Raw genomic sequence first — 18,458 nt, 5'->3', positions numbered from 1 at the left:
GCCGCCACCGCCCGCTCACTCCGCGCGCAGGCGCAGCTCGATCACCGGCACCAGCACGTCGGGACGACGCACGGGCAGATGCACCGTGAGCGTCCCCTCGGCCTCGCCGGCGGGGGTCATCAGATCCGCCTGCTGCTCGGGATCGGACACCGAGGTGCGCAGCCACGAGCCGTCGTTCAGCAGGCGCGCGTACGTCACGCGGTCGGCGAGCCCGGGAAGGTGCACGAACCCGAGCGGCCAGCTGAACAGGCTGAGGTAGAGGCGGTCGCCCCGCAGCGTGTACACGCCCTCGCGCGGCGGGGTGAACGGGGCGTGCCCTGCACCGATGACCGCGCGCTCGTGCAGCCGCATCCACTCCCCGATCTCCGCGAGCGTCCCGGCATCACGCGGCGCGATCGCCCCGCGGCCGTCCGGACCGATGTTGAGCAGCATGTTGCCCCCCATCGAGACCGAGTCGACCAGCATCTGCACCAGCAGCGTCGGCGACTTCTGATCGGTGTTGTCGCGGTGGTATCCCCACGATCCGTTGAGGGTCTGGCAGGCCTCCCACACCAGGGGCTCGCCGTCGCGCAGGAGTGGCGCGGTCGGCTGGTACTGCTCCGGGGTGACGAAGTCGGCGGGGATGCCCAGGCGGTCGTTCACCAGCATCTCCGGCTGCAGCTCGCGGCACAGAGCGAGCAGCGCCTCGGCGTCCCAGTCCTCGGGCCCCTTGCCGGCCCAGCCGTCCTTCTCCTCGGGGTAGGTGAAGTCGAAGAACAGGTAGTCGATGTCGCCGTACGCGGTCAGCAGCTCGCGCACCTGGCCGTGCAGATACGCGCGGTACCGCGACATGTCGCGACCCTCGTTGAGCGCGTGCGCGTTCTCGTCGTCGCGGCGGGGGTGGTTCCAGTCCACCGTGAAGTCCGGGTGGTGCCAGTCGATCACCGAGTGATACAGCCCCACCTTGAGCCCCTCGGCGCGGAGCGCGTCGACGTACTCGCGCACGAGGTCGCGCCCGACGGCCGACACCGACGTGAAATCCGTGAGTGCGGAATCCCACAGGCAGAAGCCGTCGTGGTGCTTGGTCGTGAGCACGACGTAGCCCATCCCGCTCTCCTTGGCCGTCCTGGCCAGGGCGGCCGCGTCGAACAGATCGGGGTCGAAGTTCTCGAAGTACGGGCGGTAGTCCTCGTCGGTGAGGCGTTCATAGTTCTGCACCCACTCGTGCCGCGCCGCGCCGCTGTACAGCCCGAAGTGCACGAACATCCCGAAGCGGGCGTGATCAAACCATTCCTGTCGCATGCCTCCCATCCTGGCATAGACATCCGATGTTTGACGGACGAATGAGGTCGGGAGACGCAGAACGGGCGCCCCGAGGGGACGCCCGTTCCTTCGACGATCGACTCAGCGCGCGGCGCTGCCGTCCACGTAGTCCTCGTCCTGCTGCTTCCAGGCGAACAGCGACCGCAGCTCCTTGCCGGTGGCTTCGATCGGGTGCTGCTCCTCCTTGGCACGCAGCGCGAGGAACTCCTCGGCGCCGTTGTCCTGGTCCTCGATGAAGCGCTTCGCGAACGCGCCGGACTGGATGTCGGACAGCACGCCCTTCATGCTCTCCTTGACGCGCTCGTCGATCACGCGCGGTCCGGAGACGTAGTCGCCGAACTCAGCCGTGTCGGAGATCGACCAGCGCTGCTTGGCGATGCCGCCCTCCCACATCAGGTCGACGATGAGCTTCAGCTCGTGCAGCACCTCGAAGTAGGCGATCTGCGGCTGGTACCCGGCCTCGACGAGCGTCTCGAAGCCCGCCTGCACCAGGTGGCTCATGCCACCGCAGAGCACGGCCTGCTCACCGAAGAGGTCGGTCTCGGTCTCCTCGGTGAACGTGGTCTTGATGACGCCGGCCCGGGTGCCGCCGATCGCCTTGGCGTACGACAGCGCGAGGTCCCAGGCGTGACCCGATGCATCGCGCTCGACGGCGATGATGTCCGGGATGCCGCGACCGGCGACGAACTCGCGGCGCACCGTGTGACCGGGCGCCTTCGGGGCGACCAGGATCACGTCGACACCCTCGGGGGCGTCGATGTAGCCGAAGCGGATGTTGAACCCGTGCGCGAACGCGAGGGTCTTGCCCGCGGTCAGGTTCGGGGCGATCGACTCGCTGTAGATTGTGCGCTGGTGCTGGTCCGGCGCGAGGATCATGATGACGTCGGCCCACTCGGTCGCATCGGCGACGGTCTTGACCGGGAAGCCGGCCTCCTCCGCCTTCGCGGCGGACTTGGAGCCCTCCTTGAGGGCGATCGCGACCTCGACGCCCGAGTCGCGCAGGTTCTGCGCGTGGGCGTGACCCTGCGAGCCGTAGCCGACGATCGCGACCTTCTTGCTCTGGATCAGGGACAGGTCGGCGTCGTCGTCGTAGAAGATCTCGGTGCTCACGGTGTGTTTCTCCTTGATTGTGGTTCGGAAGAGTGGGGAATGGTCAGCCGCGCAGGACGCGCTCGGTGATGCTCTTGCCGCCGCGGCCGATGGCCAGGAGACCGGACTGGGCGATCTCCTTGATGCCGAAGGGCTCCAGCGCACGCAGCAGCGCCTCGACCTTGCCCTTGTCCCCGGTGACCTCGATCACCAGGGCGTCGGAGGCGTAGTCGACGACCGACGCGCGGAACAGGTTCACGACCTCGATCACGTTCGACCGGGTGGCGTTGTCGGTGCGCACCTTCACGAGCATGTGCTCGCGCTGCACCGAGGTGGTCGGGTCGAGCTCGACGATCTTGATCACGTTGATCAGCTTGTTCAGCTGCTTGGTGACCTGCTCCAGCGGAAGCTCCTCGACGTCGACGACGACCGTGATGCGGGAGATTCCCGGCACCTCCGTCACGCCGACCGCGAGGGAGTCGATGTTGAAGCCGCGGCGGGCGAAGAGCCCCGCGACACGGGTCAGCAGGCCGGGGGTGTTCTCCACCAGCAGGCTCAGCACGTGGGTCGACATGGCTCAGTCCTCCTCGTCGAAGGCGGGCGCGTGGTCGCGCGCGTACTGGACATAGCTGTTGCTGACGCCCTGCGGCACCATCGGCCACACCATGGAGTCGGCGCTCACCACGAAGTCGATCACCACGGGGCGGTCGTTCGTGTCGAGAGCGAGCTGGATGGCCGCGTCGACGTCCTCCTCCTTCTCCACACGGATCGCGAGGCAGCCGTACGCCTCTGCGAGCTTGACGAAGTCGGGGATGCGGACCGTGCCGTGGCCGGTGTTCAGGTCGGTGTTGGAGTGACGGCCGTCGTAGAACAGCGTCTGCCACTGCCGCACCATGCCCAGCGAGGAGTTGTTGATGATGGCGACCTTGATCGGGATGTTGTTGATCGCGCAGGTCGCGAGCTCCTGGTTGGTCATCTGGAAGCAGCCGTCGCCGTCGATCGCCCAGACCTGGCGTTCCGGCTCGGCGACCTTGGCCCCCATCGCCGCGGGGACCGAGTAGCCCATGGTGCCTGCTCCCCCGGAGTTGAGCCACGCGTTCGGACGCTCGTACTTGATGAACTGCGCGGCCCACATCTGGTGCTGCCCCACGCCCGAGGCGAAGATGCCCTCCGGTCCGGTGAGCTCGCCGATGCGCTGGATCACATACTGCGGCGCCAGCAGCCCGTCGGTCGTCGGCGCGTAGCCGAGCGGGAACTCGTTGCGGAGGCCGTCGAGGTACGACCACCACTCCTCGATGTCGGGCTTCGCGCCACCCGTCGCACCGCGGAACGCGGCGTCGAGGTCGGTCAGCACGTCACGCACGTCGCCCACGATCGGCACATCGGCCGTGCGGATCTTCGAGATCTCCGCGGGGTCGATGTCCACGTGCACGACCTTGGCGTGCGGAGCGAACAGCGCCGCCTTGCCCGTCACGCGGTCGTCGAAGCGCGCGCCGAGCGACACGATGAGGTCGGCCTCCTGCAGCGCCAGCACCGCCGGAACGGTGCCGTGCATGCCGGGCATGCCCAGGTGCTGCGCGTGGGAGTCGGGGAAGGCGCCGCGGGCCATCAGCGTGGTCACCACGGGGGCGCCGGTGGACTCCGCGAGCTCCAGCAGCTCGGCGGCTGCACGACCGCGCACGACGCCGCCGCCGACGTACAGCACCGGCTTCTTGGCCTCGGCGAGCAGGGCGGCCGCGGCCTGGATCTGCTTGCCGTGCGCCTTGGTGACCGGGCGGTAGCCGGGCAGGTCGATCTTGGGCGGCCACACGAACGGGGCGACCGCCTGCTGCGCATCCTTCGTGATGTCCACGAGCACGGGACCGGGACGACCGGTGCCGGCGATCTCGTAGGCGGCCGCGATCGCGCCGGGGATGTCCGCCGCGTCCTTCACCAGGAACGAGTGCTTCGTGATCGGCATCGTGATGCCCACGATGTCGGCCTCCTGGAACGCGTCCGTCCCCATCAGGGTCGAGAACACCTGGCCGGTGATCGCCAGCAGCGGCACCGAGTCCATGTAGGCGTCGGCGATCGCGGTGACGAGGTTCGTCGCGCCGGGACCGGAGGTGGCGATGCACACGCCGACCTTGCCCGACGCGGACGCGTACCCCTCGGCCGCATGACCGGCGCCCTGCTCGTGGCGCACCAGGATGTGGCGCAGCTGCGACGCGTCCATGAGCGGGTCGTACACCGGCAGGATCGCGCCACCGGGGAGACCGAAGACGTCGGTGACGCCGAGCAGCTCGAGCGAGCGCACGACGGCCTCGGCACCGGTGATCTCCGGGGCGGATGAACGGGCGGGCGGCCTCGGCACGGCCGAGACGGTGTCAGCAGTCATGACTTTCCTTCTGGTGAACTGTGGAGGACGCCGGATGCCGATGCATCCGGGTCAGCCGGTGGTCGCTCCCTCGGCGGCGGACCGCACGAGGCGCGAGTACTTGGCAAGAACGCCTCGGGTGTAGCGCGGGGGAAGCGGCTCCCAGCCAGAGCGGCGGGAGGCGAGCTCCGCCTCGTCGACGAGTAGGTCGAGAGAGCGAGCTGCGATATCGACCCGTATCAGATCACCATCGCGCACGAAGGCGATGGGACCAGCGTCCACCGCTTCGGGTGCTATGTGGCCGATGCACAGGCCGGTTGTGCCGCCTGAGAATCGTCCGTCCGTCAAGAGTAGTACATCTTTTCCGAGCCCAGCGCCCTTGATGGCCGCGGTGATCGCGAGCATCTCCCGCATGCCCGGTCCGCCCTTGGGGCCCTCGTAACGGATGACGATGACGCTGCCCGGCTCGATCGAGCCCTCGGCGACCGCGTCCATCGCCGCACGCTCGCGCTCGAACACACGCGCCGGTCCCTCGAACACGGCCGCGTCGAATCCGGCGGTCTTGACCACGGCACCCTCCGGGGCGAGCGAGCCGTGGAGGATCGTGAGGCCGCCCGTCGCGTGGATGGGGTTGTCGAAGGTGTGGATGACCTCGCCGTCGATCGGCTGCGGGTCGAGGTCGGCGAGGTTCTCGGCGAGCGTCTTGCCCGTCACGGTGAGCGCGTCGCCGTGCAGTAGGCCCTCGTCGAGCATGGCCTTCATGATGACGGGGATGCCGCCGTGACGGTCGACGTCGTTCATCACGTACTTGCCGAACGGCTTCATGTCGGCCACGTGCGGCACGCGGTCGCCGATGCGGTTGAAGTCGTGCAGGCTCAGCTCGACCTCGGCCTCGCGGGCGATCGCGAGCAGGTGGAGCACCACGTTCGTGGAGCCGCCGAGGGCCATCGCGAGCGCGATCGCGTTCTCGAACGCCTCCTTCGTGAGGATGTCGCGGGTCGTGATGCCCTGGCGGAGCAGGTTCACCACGGCCTCGCCGGAGCGGTGCGCGAAGTAGTCGCGACGGCGGTCGGCCGCGGGCGGAGCCGCCGAGCCGGGAAGGCTGAGGCCGAGCGCCTCGGCGACCGACGCCATCGTGTTGGCGGTGTACATGCCGCCGCACGCCCCCTCACCGGGAGCGATCGCGCACTCGATGCGCTTGAGGTCCTCCTCGCTCATGAGACCGGCCCGGCACGCGCCGACCGCCTCGAACGAGTCGATGATCGTGACGTCCTTCTCGGTGCCGTCCGAGAGCTTGACCCACCCCGGCGCGATCGATCCGGCGTAGAGGAACACACTGGAGAGGTCGAGGCGAGCGCTGGCCATGAGCATGCCGGGGATCGACTTGTCGCAGCCCGCGAGGAGCACGGAGCCGTCGAGGCGCTCGGCCATCATCACGGTCTCGACCGAGTCGGCGATGACCTCGCGCGAGACGAGCGAGAAGTGCATGCCCTCGTGGCCCATCGAGATGCCGTCCGACACCGAGATCGTCCCGAACTGCAGCGGGTAGCCGCCGCCGGAGTGCACGCCCTCCTTCGCGCCCTGTGCCAGACGGTCGAGGCTCAGGTTGCACGGCGTGATCTCGTTCCAGCTGGACGCGATGCCGATCTGGGGCTTGTCCCAGTCCTCGTCGCCCATGCCGACGGCACGGAGCATGCCGCGGGAGGTCGTGGCCTCGATGCCGTCGGTGACGACGCGGCTGCGGGGCTTGATGTCGATGGGCGCGCTGGAGGAGGGATCATGCGAGGACATGACGAGAGTCTATTCCTGCGCGAGCACCCGTTCGTCCGCACGCGGGCTCCAGAAGCGCGGCGATCTGTTGTGGGGTGTCCACACGCGCGCAGCGGGAGCCGGAGGGTCAGCCCCCGAGAGCGACCTGCCGCTCGTCGGCGAGCGTCTCCAGCAGGGCGCCCACCTGCTCCGGGGAATCCACCCGCAGGGCCGCGGCGCTCTCCCCCGGGCCGACGCGCACGCCGAGGTCGCCCTCCCCGAGCACGCGCATGGCGTCCTCATCGGTCACGTCGTCGCCCGCGAAGAGGATGCCCGTCGCGTCGAAGCGCTCCCGCAGCGCGGCCATCGCCGCATCCTTCCCCTCCGCCCGGGACGAGAACTCCAGCACCCGATGGCCCGCGCGGCGACGCCAGTGCGGAAACCGCTCGGCGACCAGCGCGTCGATCTCCGCGAACACGCGCTCCTCGGTCTCGCGGTCGGCGCGGCGCGTGTGCACCCCCATGCCGAACGTCTTCGGCTCCAGCTCCGCCCCCTCGTAGCGGTCGATGATCGGCTGCGCGGCCGCCCACAGCTCCTCGCGCGCACCGTCCGCCGTGGGGGCACCCGGCGCATCCGCCGCGCCTTCGCCGGGGAACCAGTACTGTGCGCCGTGCGACCCCGCGAGCGCGATCACCGAGTCGTCCGTGTGCTCGGTGATCTCACGCAGGTCGTGCATGCTGCGGCCGGAGACGAAGGCCACGACGGTGTCACGCATCGCGGCGAGCCGGGCGATCTGGGTGGCGACCGCGGGATGTGCCCTGGCGGCCATCGGGTCGACGACGAGCGGCGAGGCCGTGCCGTCGAAGTCGAGGGCCACCACGAGCCGGGGGGTCGCGGCCAGCGCGGTCAGGTCGGCGTCGGCGGTTCCGGGGGTCCAGGGGCGCGTCACGGGTTCTCCGTTCGAGGTGCGGGTATCGGGCGAGCTCAGCGACCGCGTACCGCGGCGAGGGCGTCGAGGAAAGAGGTCGACCAGGCGTTCACGTCGTTGTCGAGCACGCGGCGCCGCAGCGACCTCATGCGGCGCGCCTGCTCGGCGGGCGACATCTCGACGGCCTCCATGATGGCGTCCTTGAGCCCGGCGATGTCGTGCGGGTTGACCCGGACGGCCTGGCGCAGCTCGTCGGCGGCACCCGTGAACTCGCTCAGCACCAGCACGCCGTGGTTGTCGGTCCGCGTCGCGATGTACTCCTTGGCCACGAGGTTCATGCCGTCGCGGAGCGCGGTCACGAGCATCACGTCGGCCGCGAGGTAGAGCGCCACCATCTCCTCGCGGGGATAGCCCTGGTGCAGGTAGCGGATGGCGGAGTGTCCGACCGTGTCGTGGTCGCCGTTGATGCGGGCGACCGCGAGCTCGATCTCGTCGCGCAGGTGGGCGTAGGCGTCCACGCGCTCGCGGCTCGGGCTGGCGACCTGGATGAGCGTGACGTCCTCGACGGCCAGGCGCCCGTCCTCGAGGAGCTCGCCGTAGGCCTTGATCCGGTGACCGATGCCCTTGGTGTAGTCGAGGCGGTCGACCCCGAGCAGGATCCGTTTGGGGTTGCCGAGACTCGCGCGGATCTCGGCCGCCCTCGCCCGGACGTCCGGTCGCGCGGCGAGCTCCAGGTACGGCGCCGTGTCGATGGAGATCGGGAACGCCTTGGCGAGCGCGGTCCTGGTCTCGCCGCCCTCGGGTACGGCGACGTTGGCTCCCTTGACCTCATAGCGCAGCCGACGCCGCACCGCCGTGAGGAAGTAGGTCGCGTCCTGCGCCCGCTGGAAGCCGATGACGTCCGCCCCGAGCAGGCCGCGCAGCACCTGGTCGCGCCAGGGCAGCTGCGCATAGAGGCCGTGCGCGGGGAACGGGATGTGGTGGAAGTAGCCGATGGTCACGTCGGGTCGCAGCTCGCGCACCATCTGCGGTACGAGCTGGAGCTGGTAGTCGTGCACCCAGACGGTGCCGTCCTCCGCCACGGCTGCCGCGGCCGCCTCGGCGAAGCGCCGGTTCACCGTCACGTACGCCTCCCACCACTCGCGGTGGTACTGGGGTGGCGCGATCACGTCGTGGTAGAGCGGCCAGATGGTGTCGTTCGCGAAGCCCTCGTAGTAGTCGGCGACCTCGTCCGCGCTCAGAGCGACGGGGATCAGATCGATGCCGTCCGCCTCGAACGGGTCCAGCGCGACGTCGGGCTGCCCCGGCCAGCCGACCCAGGCGCCGTGCACACGGCGCATCATGGGCTCGAGGGCGGCCACGAGACCGCCCGGCGAGGTGCGCCATGTCTCTTCGCCGTCGGGGCCCACCACCCGGTCGACGGGTAGGCGGTTGGCGACGACGACGAAGTCAGCAGCGGTCACGGAGAGCTCCTTGGGGGTTTCATCCAGGCTATCGAGGAACCGCGGCGCTCGCCGATCTGCGCTCAGGGCTTGACGGGCGCGCGTCGATGCGTCACGCCGCTGAGGGCCCAGTTCGCGATACCCGCGCCGAACGCGATGGCCGCGGCGACCATGGGCAGCACCAGCGCGGCCTCGGTTCCCGCGCTCTCCGCGAGCTCGCCCGCCACGGCCGCGCCGATGGACTGACCCACGACGACACCGGATCCGAGCATCGTCATGACCGTCGCGGACCGACCGCGTGGGCTGCGTGCCGCGCCGAAGCTGTACTGCGTGACCAGGGTGGGGCCGATGCCGATGCCCATCACGGCCAGCGCGATCATCATGGCCGCGGGGCTGTCGACCACCCCGAGGAGCAGCGTGCCCGCGAGCAGGATCGCGGAGAACACGAGCCACCGCGCCCGCAGCGTGAAGCGGGCGGGGAGCCACGCGACGCCCAGGGCGAGCGCCGCCGATCCCACGCCCATCACGCCGTACAGCAGCCCGGCCTGCTCCGGCGCACCGCGGTCGGCCATGAACGACGTGAGCGAGGTGAGCATCGCGCCGAAGAACAGTCCGACGCCCAGGATGCCGAGCACCACGATCAGCAGTCGCGGGCGGAACAGCTCGGACACGGCCGAGGGAGCACGGCCGTCCGCGTCGCGGTCCTGCGACACCTGGCGACCGCTGGGGTGCAGGGCGAAGGCTCCCACGAAGACCAGCGTCAGGACCGCCGCGCCCACCAGCGGGGCCCAGGGCGCGAGAGCAGACGCGAGGATGCCGACCAGGAACGGCCCGAACACGAACACGGTCTCGTCGGCCGCCGACTCGTACGCCATCGTTCCGGACACGGTCCTGGTGCGGCGCTCCTCCGGCATCCGCTCCACGATCAGCGTGACCAGGCGCGAGCGGGACAGCGGGGCCACCTGGGGCGCCGTCGCCCCGATGCCGACCGCGGCGAGCAGGACGAACCCGTCGGCGGCCTCGCCGTACACGACCGCGGTGAACAGCAGCAGCATGGCGGCGTTGCCGACCGCGAGCACGAGAAGCACAGCGCGCTGACCGAACCGATCGGCCGCGGCGCCCAGGAGCGGCCCGAAGCAGGCGGTCCCCAGGCCGACCGCGGCGGAGGTGAGTCCGCCGAGGGCGAGGGAGCCGCGGGCCGAGACCACCACGGTGAGCACGCCGACGACCATCATGGCGAACGGCAGTCGCGCGATGAACGCGATCAGGAAGTAGGGCAGGCCGGCGAGGCGGAAGAGGCTCGGCTCGTGGGCGCGGGCAGGAGGGGTGACGGTGACGTGTGTCATGGCTCTCGCGCGTCGATGACGCGATGTCGGGTGCCGCCGCTGTCCGCCGGAGAGGCCGGCGGCCGGTAGATACACGGTGTGTGCGGCCGCGGGTGACCCGCGACTCCCCCATGATAACGACCCCGCCTGCATGGGCGCCCTGCCAGCACCGCCCTCGCGTTGTCAAGGCAGGGCGAGGGACGGAGGGCGGCGGGTAGCGTAGGGGCATGCGCTACCTCTTCAGCACCGGACTCGTCGCCGCGATCTCGGCAGGGATCTCGCTGCTGCGCGGCACCCGCAACGAACCCATCACCTGGCGCTCGCTCCTGTCGTGGGTGAGCTGGGGCATCACGATGGCACTCGCGGTGGGCGCCGTGGTCGACATGCGTCGCGAGCGCCACGGCGTCCCGGTCGACGCCGACTCCCCGCAGTCCGTCAAGAAGTCGAAGAAGGCGCAGCGGCTGCAGTTCCGGTCGCAGAAGGCCCTCGCCGACGCGCAGGGGCACGCCCAGGACAAGCGGTCCTGACGCGCCCCCACGGCCCGCGGTCGTTCACCGGGTGAGGATGAGCGCCTCGCCCTGCCCGCCGCCGCCGCACAGCCCGACCGCGGCCGTGCCGCCCCCGCGTCGCACGAGCTCGTGAGCCGCGTGCACGACCAGGCGGTTCCCTGACGCTCCGATCGGGTGGCCGATCGCGATCCCGCCCCCGTGCACGTTGACGATGTCGCTGTCGAGGCCCAGTTCGGTCTGCGACCGGGCGACGACCGCACCGAACGCCTCGTTGATCTCCACGATGTCCAGATCCGCCGGCGTGATGCCCTGCTTCTCGCACGCGCGCTCGATCGCCCGTGCGGGCTGCGCCTGCAGCGAGTTGTCCGGCCCAGCGGTCTGCCCGCTCGCGCCGACGGTCGCCAGCACGGGCCAGCCCTTCGCCTCCGCGATGCGCCGCGTCGCCACGACGACGGCCGAGGCGCCGTCGGAGATCTGCGAGGAGTTTCCCGCGGTGATGCTGCCGCCCTCCGCGAACGCGGCACGCAGCCCGGCCAGCGACTCCACGGTGGTGTCGGGGCGCACGCCCTCGTCCCTCGTGACGCGCAGCGGCTCACCGCGTCGCTGCGGCACCTCGACCGGCACGATCTCCGCGTCGAGCACGCCGGACTCCTGCGCCGCGGCGGCCCGCTGGTGCGAGAGCGCGGCGACCGCGTCCTGAGCCTCGCGCGTGAGGCCGAAGCGCTCGTTGTGCCGCTCGGTGGACGCCCCCATGCTCTCGCGGTCGTACGCGTCGGTCAGGCCGTCGTAGGCCAGGTGGTCGAGCACCTCGACGGTGCCGTACGCCCAGCCGTCGCGCGACCCCATCAGCAGATGCGGGGCCCTGGTCATGGACTCCATGCCCGCAGCCACCACGACCTCGGCGTCGCCGGTGCGGATCATGCGGGCGGCGTCGATCACGGCCGTCAGCCCGGACAGGCACACCTTGTTCACGGAGTGCGCCGGCACGTCCCAGCCGATCCCCGCGCCGATCGCCGCCTGCCTGGCCGCGTTCTGTCCCGAGCCGGCGGCGAGCACCTGTCCGACGATCACGGCATCCACGTCGCCGGGGTCGACGTGTGCCTGCTCCAGAGCGCCGCGGATCGCGAACGAGCCCAGCTGCGGCGCGGTGAACGCGGCGAGCTGACCCTTGAGCCGGCCCTGCGGGGTGCGCGCGGCGGCGACGATGACCACGTCGTCGTCCGTCACCATGTGGTTGTCAGTCATGGGTGGGGGTCCTTCCGTTCTGCAGTTCCGGGGAGAGGCTGAGGGGCGGTTTCGTGGCGGCGGCGACCTCGTCGATCGTGACACCGGGGGCGAGTTCGACGAGCACCAGGCCGTCGGGCGTCACGTCGATCACGGCCAGGTCGGTGATGATGCGGTCGACCACTCCGCGGCCGGTGAGCGGGAGGGAGCAGTCGTCGACGATCTTCGCCGACCCGTCCTTCGCCACATGCTCCATCAGCACGATGACCCTGCCCGCGCCGTGCACGAGGTCCATGGCGCCGCCCGGACCCTTGACCATCTTGCCCGGGATCATCCAGTTCGCCAGGTCGCCCGCGGCCGACACCTGCATGGCACCGAGGATCGCGGCGTCGATCTTCCCGCCACGGATCATGCCGAAGCTGAGGGCGGAGTCGAAGAAAGCCGCTCCGGGGAGCGTCGTCACGGTCTCCTTGCCCGCGTTGATGAGGTCGGGGTCGACCTCCTCCTCGCGCGGGTAAGGCCCGACCCCCAGGATCCCGTTCTCGGACTGCAGCACCACGGTCACGCCGGGCGGCACGTGGTTGGGCACGAGCGTGGGTAGCCCGATCCCCAGGTTCACGTAGGAGCCGTCCTGCAGCTCGGCGGCGGCGCGGGCGGCCATCTGGTCTCGCGTGAGCGCCATGTCAGGCTCCTTCCGCCGCGACGGTGCGTCGCTCGATGCGCTTGGGGATGTCGGTGCCGACCTCCACGATGCGGTGCACGAACACTCCGGGCAGGTGCACCGCGTCGGGGTCCAGGTCGCCGGGCTCCACGAGCCGCTCCACCTGCGCGATGCAGATGCGTCCGGCCATGGCCGCGAGCGGGTTGAAGTTGCGCGCAGCCTTGGTGAAGACGAGGTTGCCGTGACGGTCGCCCAGGGCGGCGTGCACGAGGGCGAAGTCGGTGGTGATGGCCTCCTCCAGCACGAACTCCCTCGGCTCCCCGCCCACGTCGAAGGTGCGCACGTCCTTCGCCGGCGATGCGACCGCGATGGAGCCGTCCGGGTGGTAGCGGCGCGGCAGGCCGCCCTCCGCAACCTGTGTGCCCACACCCGTCTGTGTGAAGAACGCCGCGATACCCGCACCGCCGGCGCGCAGCTTCTCCGCGAGCGTGCCCTGGGGCGTCAGCTCGAGCTCGAGCTCGCCGCTGAGGAACTGGCGCTCGAACTCCCTGTTCTCCCCCACGTACGACGAGGTCATCTTCCGGATGCGCTGCGCCGCGAGGAGGATGCCGAGCCCCCAGTCGTCGACGCCGCAGTTGTTGCTGACGATGCTCAGGTCGGTCGTGCCCTGGGCGAGGAGAGCCTCGATCAGGGCGATCGGATTGCCGGAGAGGCCGAACCCGCCGACCGCGAGAGAGGCGCCGTCGGGGATGTCCGCGACGGCCGCGGCGGCGGACTCCCAGTGTTTGTCGATCACGTCTGCTCCTTCGGTTCCGTGCTCTCCTCCAGGATCCGCCCGGCGGGTGCGACCACGCCAGCACGGTCTTGTGATGTGGCCCGCAGGCCGACTACCGTCCACAATGTGGAATCGACGTCTCGAAGCGTGCCCGGGGCCCAGGCGATCGCGAGGGCGGCCGGGCTCCTGCGCCTGGTCACCGCGTCCGGGGCGGAGGGCGCGACGCTGCAGGAGCTCGCTCGCGCCTCGGGGCTGTCGCGCTCCACGGCGCATCGGCTGCTCACCGCCCTCCGCGTGGAGGGCCTGGTCGACCGTGACACGGACAGCGCGCGCTGGATGCCGGGGCCGGAGCTGTTCCTGATGGGATCCGTGGCGGCGGCGCGCTACGACGTGACCGGCCTCGCGCGCGACATCGTGCGCTCGCTCGCCGTCACGACCGAGGAGAGCGCGTTCTTCTCGGTGCGCCGTGCCGACGAGACCGTCTGCCTGCTGCGCGAGGAGGGCTCGTTCCCGATCCGCTCCTTCGTCCTGAGCGAGGGGGTGCGCTTCCCCCTCGGTGTCGCGAGCGCCGGCCTGGCGATCCTGTCCTTCCTGCCGGACCACGATGTGGATGCCTATCTCGAACGGCACCCCGACCTGGAGACCCGCTGGGGTCGCGCCCACGGGCGGGCTCCCCTGCGTGCGCGACTGGCGGAGACCAAGGAGCGCGGGTACGCCGTGAACCCCGGTCTCATCGTGGAGGGCAGCTGGGGCCTGGGCGCCGCCGTGTTCGATCGCGCGGGGCGCCCGGAATGGGCGCTGAGCCTGACCGGTGTGGCCTTCCGGTTCGGACCGGATCGCCAGGCCGAGCTGGGCCGCATCCTGCTGGCGCACGCCCATCAGCTCTCGGCGCGGATCGCGAACGCCCGCCGCTGACGCATATACATACCAAGCGATATATACTGGCTGGTATGAATCGCGTGGATGTCATTCCGTCGCTCGTGCTCTCCGGGTACGCGCTCGGCCGGATCGCCGCTCAGGACGCGGGAAACGACGCCCCGGCGGCACAGTGGCGCGTCCTCAGCCTGCTCACCCAGACGGGGCCCCGTCGCGTGGGCGAGCTGGCCGCGGCGGCGCGCACGACCCAGCCCGGCATGACGCGGCTGATCGGCACCCTCGAACGCGAGGGGCTCGTGCACCGCTCCCCCGATCCCGACGACTCCCGGGCGATCACGGTCGCCATCACGGAGGCCGGGACGGCAGCCGTGGACGAGTGGAGGGCGGAGTTCCGCTCCACCATCGCCCCGCGATTCGCAGACCTCGACGACGACGACTGGGCCGCGCTCACCCGCGCGGCCCGGATCCTCGCCGAGCGCACCACCGCCGACAGAGCAGGAGACCACCAGTGACCCAGACCACCGCCGCATCGACCCCGTCCGTCTGGAGGCAGCCCGCGCAGGTGTGGGCGGTCGCGTTCGCCTGCGTCGTCGCGTTCATGGGCATCGGGCTGGTCGACCCCATCCTGCCTGCCATCGCCGAGTCGCTCGAGGCGTCACCGGTCGAGACCGAGCTGCTGTTCACCAGCTACCTCCTCGTCACCGGCCTCGCGATGCTCGTCACCAGCTGGGTCTCCAGCCGTATCGGCGCCAAAGCGACGCTCCTCGTCGGTCTCGCGCTGATCGTGGTGTTCGCTCTGCTCTGCGCCCTGAGCGGCAGCGTCGACGCGGTGATCGGGTTCCGGGCGGGCTGGGGCCTCGGCAACGCGCTGTTCATCTCCACGGCTCTCGCGACCATCGTCGGGGCAGCCTCGGGCGGCAGCGGCGCGGCGATCGTGCTGTACGAGGCAGCCCTGGGTCTGGGCATCGCCGTGGGTCCGCTGCTCGGCGGCATCCTCGGCGAGCAGAGCTGGCGCGGCCCCTTCTTCGGTGTCGTCGTGCTCATGGCGATCGCGTTCATCGCGGTGTCCCTGCTGCTGCGCGGCCCGAGCGAGAAGCGCACGCCCGTTCCGTTCTCCGCGCCGTTCACGGCACTCCGTCGTCCCGCGCTCGCGATCCTCGCCGTCGCCGCGCTGTTCTACAACATCGGCTTCTTCGTGCTGCTGGCGTTCTCGCCGTTCCCCCTGGGCTTCGGCGCGATGGGCATCGGCTTCACCTTCTTCGGCTGGGGTGTCGCGCTCGCGGTGACCAGCGTGTGGGTCGCACCCGTGCTGATGCGGCGCATGCCCCGCACCCGGATCATCCTGGTCGTGCTGCCCCTGCTGGCGATCGACCTCGTGGTCGCCGGACTCGTCGTCGACAGCGCCGCCGCGCTCGTGGCGTGCATCATCGTGGGCGGCCTGCTGCTCGGCATCATGAACACGGTGCTGACCGAGGCCGTGATGGAGGCCACCGATCTGCCCCGCTCGGTCGCATCGTCCGCCTACTCGGCCGTCCGCTTCCTCGGTGGCGCGATGGCTCCGCCGATCGCGGCACTCCTGTGGCACCTGTTCAGCGCGACCGTTCCGTACCTGTTCACGGCGGTCGCGGTGCTCCTCGCCGCGCTCACCGTGTTCCTCGGCCGTCGTGCCCTCGCGCACATCGACGACGAGCCCGCTGACCCCGCGGCGGAGGACGCCCAGGCCATCGTCGTCGGCGACGCGGCCTGAGCGCCTCCACTACCGTGGTGCCATGACCGACGCGCCCTCGCTTCCCGAACGCAGCCGCCTGGTGCATCAGCACCTCGTCGAGTCGGGTGTCGATGCGGAGATCCGGGTCCTCCCCGACTCCACTCGAACCGCGACGGAGGCCGCGGCCGCCATCGGCTGCGAGATCGCCGCGATCGCCAACAGCCTGGTGTTCCTCGCCGACGGTGACCCGGTGCTCGTGATGACGAGCGGCGGACACCGGGTCGACCTCGGCGTCCTGGCGCGCAGTGTCGGCGCCACGGACGTCTCGATGGCGCCGGCGTCCGTCGTGCGGGAGGCGACAGGTCAGGCGATCGGCGGCGTGGCACCGGTCGGGCACCCGGCACCGCTGCCGACCTACCTCGACCGCGCACTCACGGCGTTCCCGGAGATCTGGGCTGCCGCGGGGCACCCGCACACGGTGATGCCCCTCACCTTCGCCGAACTGGAGCAGCTCACGCACGGCACCGTGATCGACGTCGCCGGAGCCTGATCCGGGCTCCGTGCATCCAGGGCCGTGCACCCGCGCACCCCGTGCAGCATGATGGGACGATCGAGTCCGGTGCGCGGGGCATCGGCGGACACGGATCTGCGAGGGTGAGACATGTGCGGACGATTCGCGAACGATGCGACCACCGACGAGCTGATCCGCGAGTTCGTCGCCGAGGGCGGCCGTCCCGAGGACTGGTGGAAGTCGTGGCACGGCGCCTACTCGATCGCCCCCACCGAGAACGCACCGATCGTCCGCGACCGCGGTGAGGGCCGCATCCTCGAGCTCGTCCGCTGGGACTGGCAGAGCCCGCCCAACCGCCCCCAGCGCGCGCCGCTCATCAACGCCAGGATGGAGAAGCTGGCGGCCGGGTTCTGGGCACCCGCGTTCTCCGCGGCCCGGTGCATCGTCCCGATGCGCGGCTACTTCGAGTGGACCGGCGAGAAGGGGCGGAAGACCCCGCACTTCCTGCACGCCGACGGCCTGCTCGCCGCCGCGGGACTGACGTGGTCCATGGAGCACGAGGGAGAGCGGGTGCGATGCTTCGTCGTGGTCACCAGGGAGGCCAGGGACGCGAGCGGCGAGGTCCACGACCGCATGCCGGCCTTCCTGACGCCGGACACGTGGGACACCTGGCTCAGCCCGGACAAGCTGACCGGGCAGGCGAAGCTCGACGCGCTGGCGATGCTGGACCATAGCTCGGCGGATGTCGCCGCCACGATCCGTGGGCGCATCGTGGACCGCAAGGTCAGCAACACCCGCACGCTCGACCCGTCCGACCCCACCCTCCTCGATCCCGTCGCCTGAGACGCCCCTGTCGCCGACCGGGGTATCCGGTTCCTCGAATGTGTGAGACCGTAGAGGAACACCACACCAGTGATCATCTTGGTTGCGCCTCTTGGCACAGGTTTCTGTGGCGGAACAGGAAGCAGGTCATGGGTCGTTTCGTGTACGAGAACAGCGTGAAGGTCGAGATCGAGGATCGGGCGCTCACACACGTCCAGCTCGTCATGACCGCGAAGCTCCGCCGTGGGGAGCCGTTCGGATTCACCTGGCGGGAAGACGCCAGCATCGGCGGCGGACGCACCACGGTATGGGTGCACGCGGGCAGCTCGCTCGTCTTCAAGTACAGCGGCAGCCGTCAGCCGGCCGTCAACCGGGCCTGGGTCGACGCACTCGCGTTCACGGCCAACGCCCCCACCGGGCTGTACCTGGTGTCCGAGCCCGCAGAGCAGGCACCGACGGATCGCGAAGCGGTCCTCGCCCCGGCGTGACCCCCGTAACACGATGCGCAGGCTGGTTCAACCCCTCTTGCCGCCTCAGTGAGCCCTGCCTACCGTGGACCGCATGGGGAACACCGAGACGACCACGACGCACATCGAGATCGATGGGCACGACTTCGCGCTCCCGTCCAGCACCGACGTGGCTGACCTCATGACGCGCATCGAGGCTGCGGCACGTTCCGAGCCGACCTTCGTCGATCTCGCCACCGGCGACAGTCTGACGAGTGTGCTGATCACGGCGCACTCTCGCGTGGCGGTCTACCTGCGGCGGAGCACCACGGATGCGCCTCCTCCCGTCGACCTGCGATCCGCCCTCGACTGGGACCTCTGACGCGTCGCGCGCCTCCTAAGCTGGGAGGATGCTCATCGCCCTCATCCGCCCCCTCGGCACCGCCACCGCCGACGTCGTCGGCACGTCCCTCGAGGATGTGCGCACACAGCTGGCCGCCCACGCGCAGCCTGGGTTCGACCTGGCATCCGCACCGGTGCGGATGCTGAAGGGTGAGGCGAAGATGGAGGCCACGGGAACGTTCCGCCGGGTCGACGGCGTCGAGCAGATCGAGGCGGAGGACATGGCGTCGCTCGAGGCCAAGGTTCCGGAGGGCTGGCAGATGCTGTCCGTCCGGCGCGCCTGACCGCACGCCGTCGACCGGACGAGCACCGTACGAGAGAAGCCCTCGACCG

Annotated in this window: 20 protein-coding genes; 9 read left to right on the top strand and 11 right to left on the bottom strand. The window is 70.4% G+C overall.

The window, feature by feature from the left end; translation table 11 throughout:
- Window positions 1-15: 15 nt before the first annotated feature.
- From ACFWCH_RS13225 to ACFWCH_RS13190, 8 genes are all read right to left on the bottom strand, one after another.
- The gene (locus ACFWCH_RS13225) at window positions 16-1,290 is read right to left on the bottom strand and encodes an alpha-L-fucosidase (protein WP_378803646.1); all 1,275 of its coding nucleotides are present in this window, start codon (window positions 1,288-1,290) and stop codon (window positions 16-18) included.
- A 93-nt stretch (window positions 1,291-1,383) separates the two neighbouring features.
- On the bottom strand, window positions 1,384-2,412 hold the full coding sequence (gene ilvC, locus ACFWCH_RS13220) for a ketol-acid reductoisomerase (protein ID WP_136046205.1): 1,029 nt from the start codon (window positions 2,410-2,412) through the stop codon (window positions 1,384-1,386).
- 43 nt (window positions 2,413-2,455) lie between these two features.
- The gene (ilvN, locus tag ACFWCH_RS13215; protein ID WP_136036742.1) at window positions 2,456-2,965 is read right to left on the bottom strand and encodes an acetolactate synthase small subunit; all 510 of its coding nucleotides are present in this window, start codon (window positions 2,963-2,965) and stop codon (window positions 2,456-2,458) included.
- Window positions 2,966-2,968: 3 nt separating this feature from the next.
- Window positions 2,969-4,768 (bottom strand): acetolactate synthase large subunit, encoded by a 1,800-nt coding sequence (locus ACFWCH_RS13210; RefSeq protein WP_378803645.1) that lies wholly within the window; start codon window positions 4,766-4,768, stop codon window positions 2,969-2,971.
- A gap of 51 nt (window positions 4,769-4,819) precedes the next feature.
- Window positions 4,820-6,538 carry a dihydroxy-acid dehydratase gene (ilvD, locus tag ACFWCH_RS13205; protein WP_136036741.1) on the bottom strand — a complete coding sequence of 573 codons (1,719 nt, stop codon included), beginning with the start codon at window positions 6,536-6,538 and terminating at the stop codon, window positions 4,820-4,822.
- Between the two features lie 106 nt (window positions 6,539-6,644).
- Window positions 6,645-7,445: a trehalose-phosphatase gene (gene otsB, locus ACFWCH_RS13200; protein ID WP_136034961.1), complete on the bottom strand. Its 801-nt coding sequence runs from the start codon at window positions 7,443-7,445 to the stop codon at window positions 6,645-6,647.
- Window positions 7,446-7,480: 35 nt separating this feature from the next.
- Window positions 7,481-8,887: a trehalose-6-phosphate synthase gene (locus ACFWCH_RS13195; protein ID WP_136034962.1), complete on the bottom strand. Its 1,407-nt coding sequence runs from the start codon at window positions 8,885-8,887 to the stop codon at window positions 7,481-7,483.
- 62 nt (window positions 8,888-8,949) lie between these two features.
- A complete protein-coding gene (locus ACFWCH_RS13190) occupies window positions 8,950-10,212 on the bottom strand; it encodes an MFS transporter (RefSeq protein ID WP_378803644.1) in 1,263 nt (420 codons plus the stop codon).
- A 206-nt stretch (window positions 10,213-10,418) separates the two neighbouring features.
- On the opposite strand from ACFWCH_RS13190, the gene ACFWCH_RS13185 reads away from it, so the two are divergent.
- On the top strand, window positions 10,419-10,718 hold the full coding sequence (locus ACFWCH_RS13185; protein WP_025103262.1) for a hypothetical protein: 300 nt from the start codon (window positions 10,419-10,421) through the stop codon (window positions 10,716-10,718).
- A gap of 24 nt (window positions 10,719-10,742) precedes the next feature.
- Here ACFWCH_RS13185 and ACFWCH_RS13180 read toward each other — a convergent pair whose 3' ends face one another.
- From ACFWCH_RS13180 to ACFWCH_RS13170, 3 genes are read right to left on the bottom strand one after another with little or no spacing between them, the layout of a single operon-like run.
- A complete protein-coding gene (locus tag ACFWCH_RS13180) occupies window positions 10,743-11,945 on the bottom strand; it encodes an acetyl-CoA C-acetyltransferase (protein ID WP_240744681.1) in 1,203 nt (400 codons plus the stop codon).
- On the bottom strand, window positions 11,938-12,606 hold the full coding sequence (locus ACFWCH_RS13175) for a CoA transferase subunit B (RefSeq protein ID WP_378803643.1): 669 nt from the start codon (window positions 12,604-12,606) through the stop codon (window positions 11,938-11,940). Before ACFWCH_RS13175 ends, ACFWCH_RS13180 begins: the two co-directional genes overlap by 8 nt.
- Before the next feature lies 1 nt (window position 12,607).
- Window positions 12,608-13,381 carry a CoA transferase subunit A gene (locus ACFWCH_RS13170; protein ID WP_136046202.1) on the bottom strand — a complete coding sequence of 258 codons (774 nt, stop codon included), beginning with the start codon at window positions 13,379-13,381 and terminating at the stop codon, window positions 12,608-12,610.
- 126 nt (window positions 13,382-13,507) lie between these two features.
- Here ACFWCH_RS13170 and ACFWCH_RS13165 point away from each other — a divergent pair, with 126 nt between their 5' ends.
- The 8 genes from ACFWCH_RS13165 (at window position 13,508) to ACFWCH_RS13130 (ending at window position 18,409) form a co-directional block, all read left to right on the top strand.
- Window positions 13,508-14,275, top strand: a complete 768-nt coding sequence (locus ACFWCH_RS13165; RefSeq protein ID WP_372490590.1) for an IclR family transcriptional regulator — start codon at window positions 13,508-13,510, stop codon at window positions 14,273-14,275.
- A 35-nt stretch (window positions 14,276-14,310) separates the two neighbouring features.
- A complete protein-coding gene (locus tag ACFWCH_RS13160) occupies window positions 14,311-14,748 on the top strand; it encodes a MarR family winged helix-turn-helix transcriptional regulator (protein ID WP_136034971.1) in 438 nt (145 codons plus the stop codon).
- Complete coding sequence (locus ACFWCH_RS13155) at window positions 14,745-15,983, top strand: MFS transporter (RefSeq protein ID WP_378803642.1); 1,239 nt, start codon at window positions 14,745-14,747, stop codon at window positions 15,981-15,983. Before ACFWCH_RS13160 ends, ACFWCH_RS13155 begins: the two co-directional genes overlap by 4 nt.
- A 22-nt stretch (window positions 15,984-16,005) precedes the next feature.
- Window positions 16,006-16,494, top strand: coding sequence for a YbaK/EbsC family protein (locus ACFWCH_RS13150; protein WP_136046200.1), 489 nt, complete (start codon window positions 16,006-16,008; stop codon window positions 16,492-16,494).
- Between the two features lie 111 nt (window positions 16,495-16,605).
- Window positions 16,606-17,298 (top strand): SOS response-associated peptidase, encoded by a 693-nt coding sequence (locus ACFWCH_RS13145; protein ID WP_136034978.1) that lies wholly within the window; start codon window positions 16,606-16,608, stop codon window positions 17,296-17,298.
- A gap of 128 nt (window positions 17,299-17,426) precedes the next feature.
- Window positions 17,427-17,765 carry an ATP-dependent DNA ligase gene (locus ACFWCH_RS13140; RefSeq protein ID WP_136036733.1) on the top strand — a complete coding sequence of 113 codons (339 nt, stop codon included), beginning with the start codon at window positions 17,427-17,429 and terminating at the stop codon, window positions 17,763-17,765.
- 73 nt (window positions 17,766-17,838) lie between these two features.
- Complete coding sequence (locus ACFWCH_RS13135; RefSeq protein ID WP_136034982.1) at window positions 17,839-18,105, top strand: hypothetical protein; 267 nt, start codon at window positions 17,839-17,841, stop codon at window positions 18,103-18,105.
- A 28-nt stretch (window positions 18,106-18,133) separates the two neighbouring features.
- Window positions 18,134-18,409: a hypothetical protein gene (locus ACFWCH_RS13130; protein WP_136034984.1), complete on the top strand. Its 276-nt coding sequence runs from the start codon at window positions 18,134-18,136 to the stop codon at window positions 18,407-18,409.
- Window positions 18,410-18,458 lie beyond the last annotated feature (49 nt).

The organism is Microbacterium sp. NPDC060132 (assembly GCF_042729675.1).
Classification (GTDB): domain Bacteria; phylum Actinomycetota; class Actinomycetes; order Actinomycetales; family Microbacteriaceae; genus Microbacterium; species Microbacterium sufflavum.
This window is presented reverse-complemented; position numbering and strand designations above follow the sequence as displayed.

What these genes read in the sequence shown, in the direction of transcription:
- ACFWCH_RS13225 (WP_378803646.1), bottom strand. Translation starts at nt 1,290, where the DNA reads ATGGGAGGCATGCGACAGGAATGGTTTGATCACGCCCGCTTCGGGATG.
- ilvN (WP_136036742.1), bottom strand. Translation starts at nt 2,965, where the DNA reads ATGTCGACCCACGTGCTGAGCCTGCTGGTGGAGAACACCCCCGGCCTG.
- ACFWCH_RS13210 (WP_378803645.1), bottom strand. Translation starts at nt 4,768, where the DNA reads ATGACTGCTGACACCGTCTCGGCCGTGCCGAGGCCGCCCGCCCGTTCA.
- ilvD (WP_136036741.1), bottom strand. Translation starts at nt 6,538, where the DNA reads ATGTCCTCGCATGATCCCTCCTCCAGCGCGCCCATCGACATCAAGCCC.
- ACFWCH_RS13190 (WP_378803644.1), bottom strand. Translation starts at nt 10,212, where the DNA reads ATGACACACGTCACCGTCACCCCTCCTGCCCGCGCCCACGAGCCGAGC.
- ACFWCH_RS13185 (WP_025103262.1), top strand. Translation starts at nt 10,419, where the DNA reads ATGCGCTACCTCTTCAGCACCGGACTCGTCGCCGCGATCTCGGCAGGG.
- ACFWCH_RS13180 (WP_240744681.1), bottom strand. Translation starts at nt 11,945, where the DNA reads ATGACTGACAACCACATGGTGACGGACGACGACGTGGTCATCGTCGCC.
- ACFWCH_RS13175 (WP_378803643.1), bottom strand. Translation starts at nt 12,606, where the DNA reads ATGGCGCTCACGCGAGACCAGATGGCCGCCCGCGCCGCCGCCGAGCTG.
- ACFWCH_RS13160 (WP_136034971.1), top strand. Translation starts at nt 14,311, where the DNA reads ATGAATCGCGTGGATGTCATTCCGTCGCTCGTGCTCTCCGGGTACGCG.
- ACFWCH_RS13150 (WP_136046200.1), top strand. Translation starts at nt 16,006, where the DNA reads ATGACCGACGCGCCCTCGCTTCCCGAACGCAGCCGCCTGGTGCATCAG.
- ACFWCH_RS13145 (WP_136034978.1), top strand. Translation starts at nt 16,606, where the DNA reads ATGTGCGGACGATTCGCGAACGATGCGACCACCGACGAGCTGATCCGC.
- ACFWCH_RS13140 (WP_136036733.1), top strand. Translation starts at nt 17,427, where the DNA reads ATGGGTCGTTTCGTGTACGAGAACAGCGTGAAGGTCGAGATCGAGGAT.
- ACFWCH_RS13135 (WP_136034982.1), top strand. Translation starts at nt 17,839, where the DNA reads ATGGGGAACACCGAGACGACCACGACGCACATCGAGATCGATGGGCAC.
- ACFWCH_RS13130 (WP_136034984.1), top strand. Translation starts at nt 18,134, where the DNA reads ATGCTCATCGCCCTCATCCGCCCCCTCGGCACCGCCACCGCCGACGTC.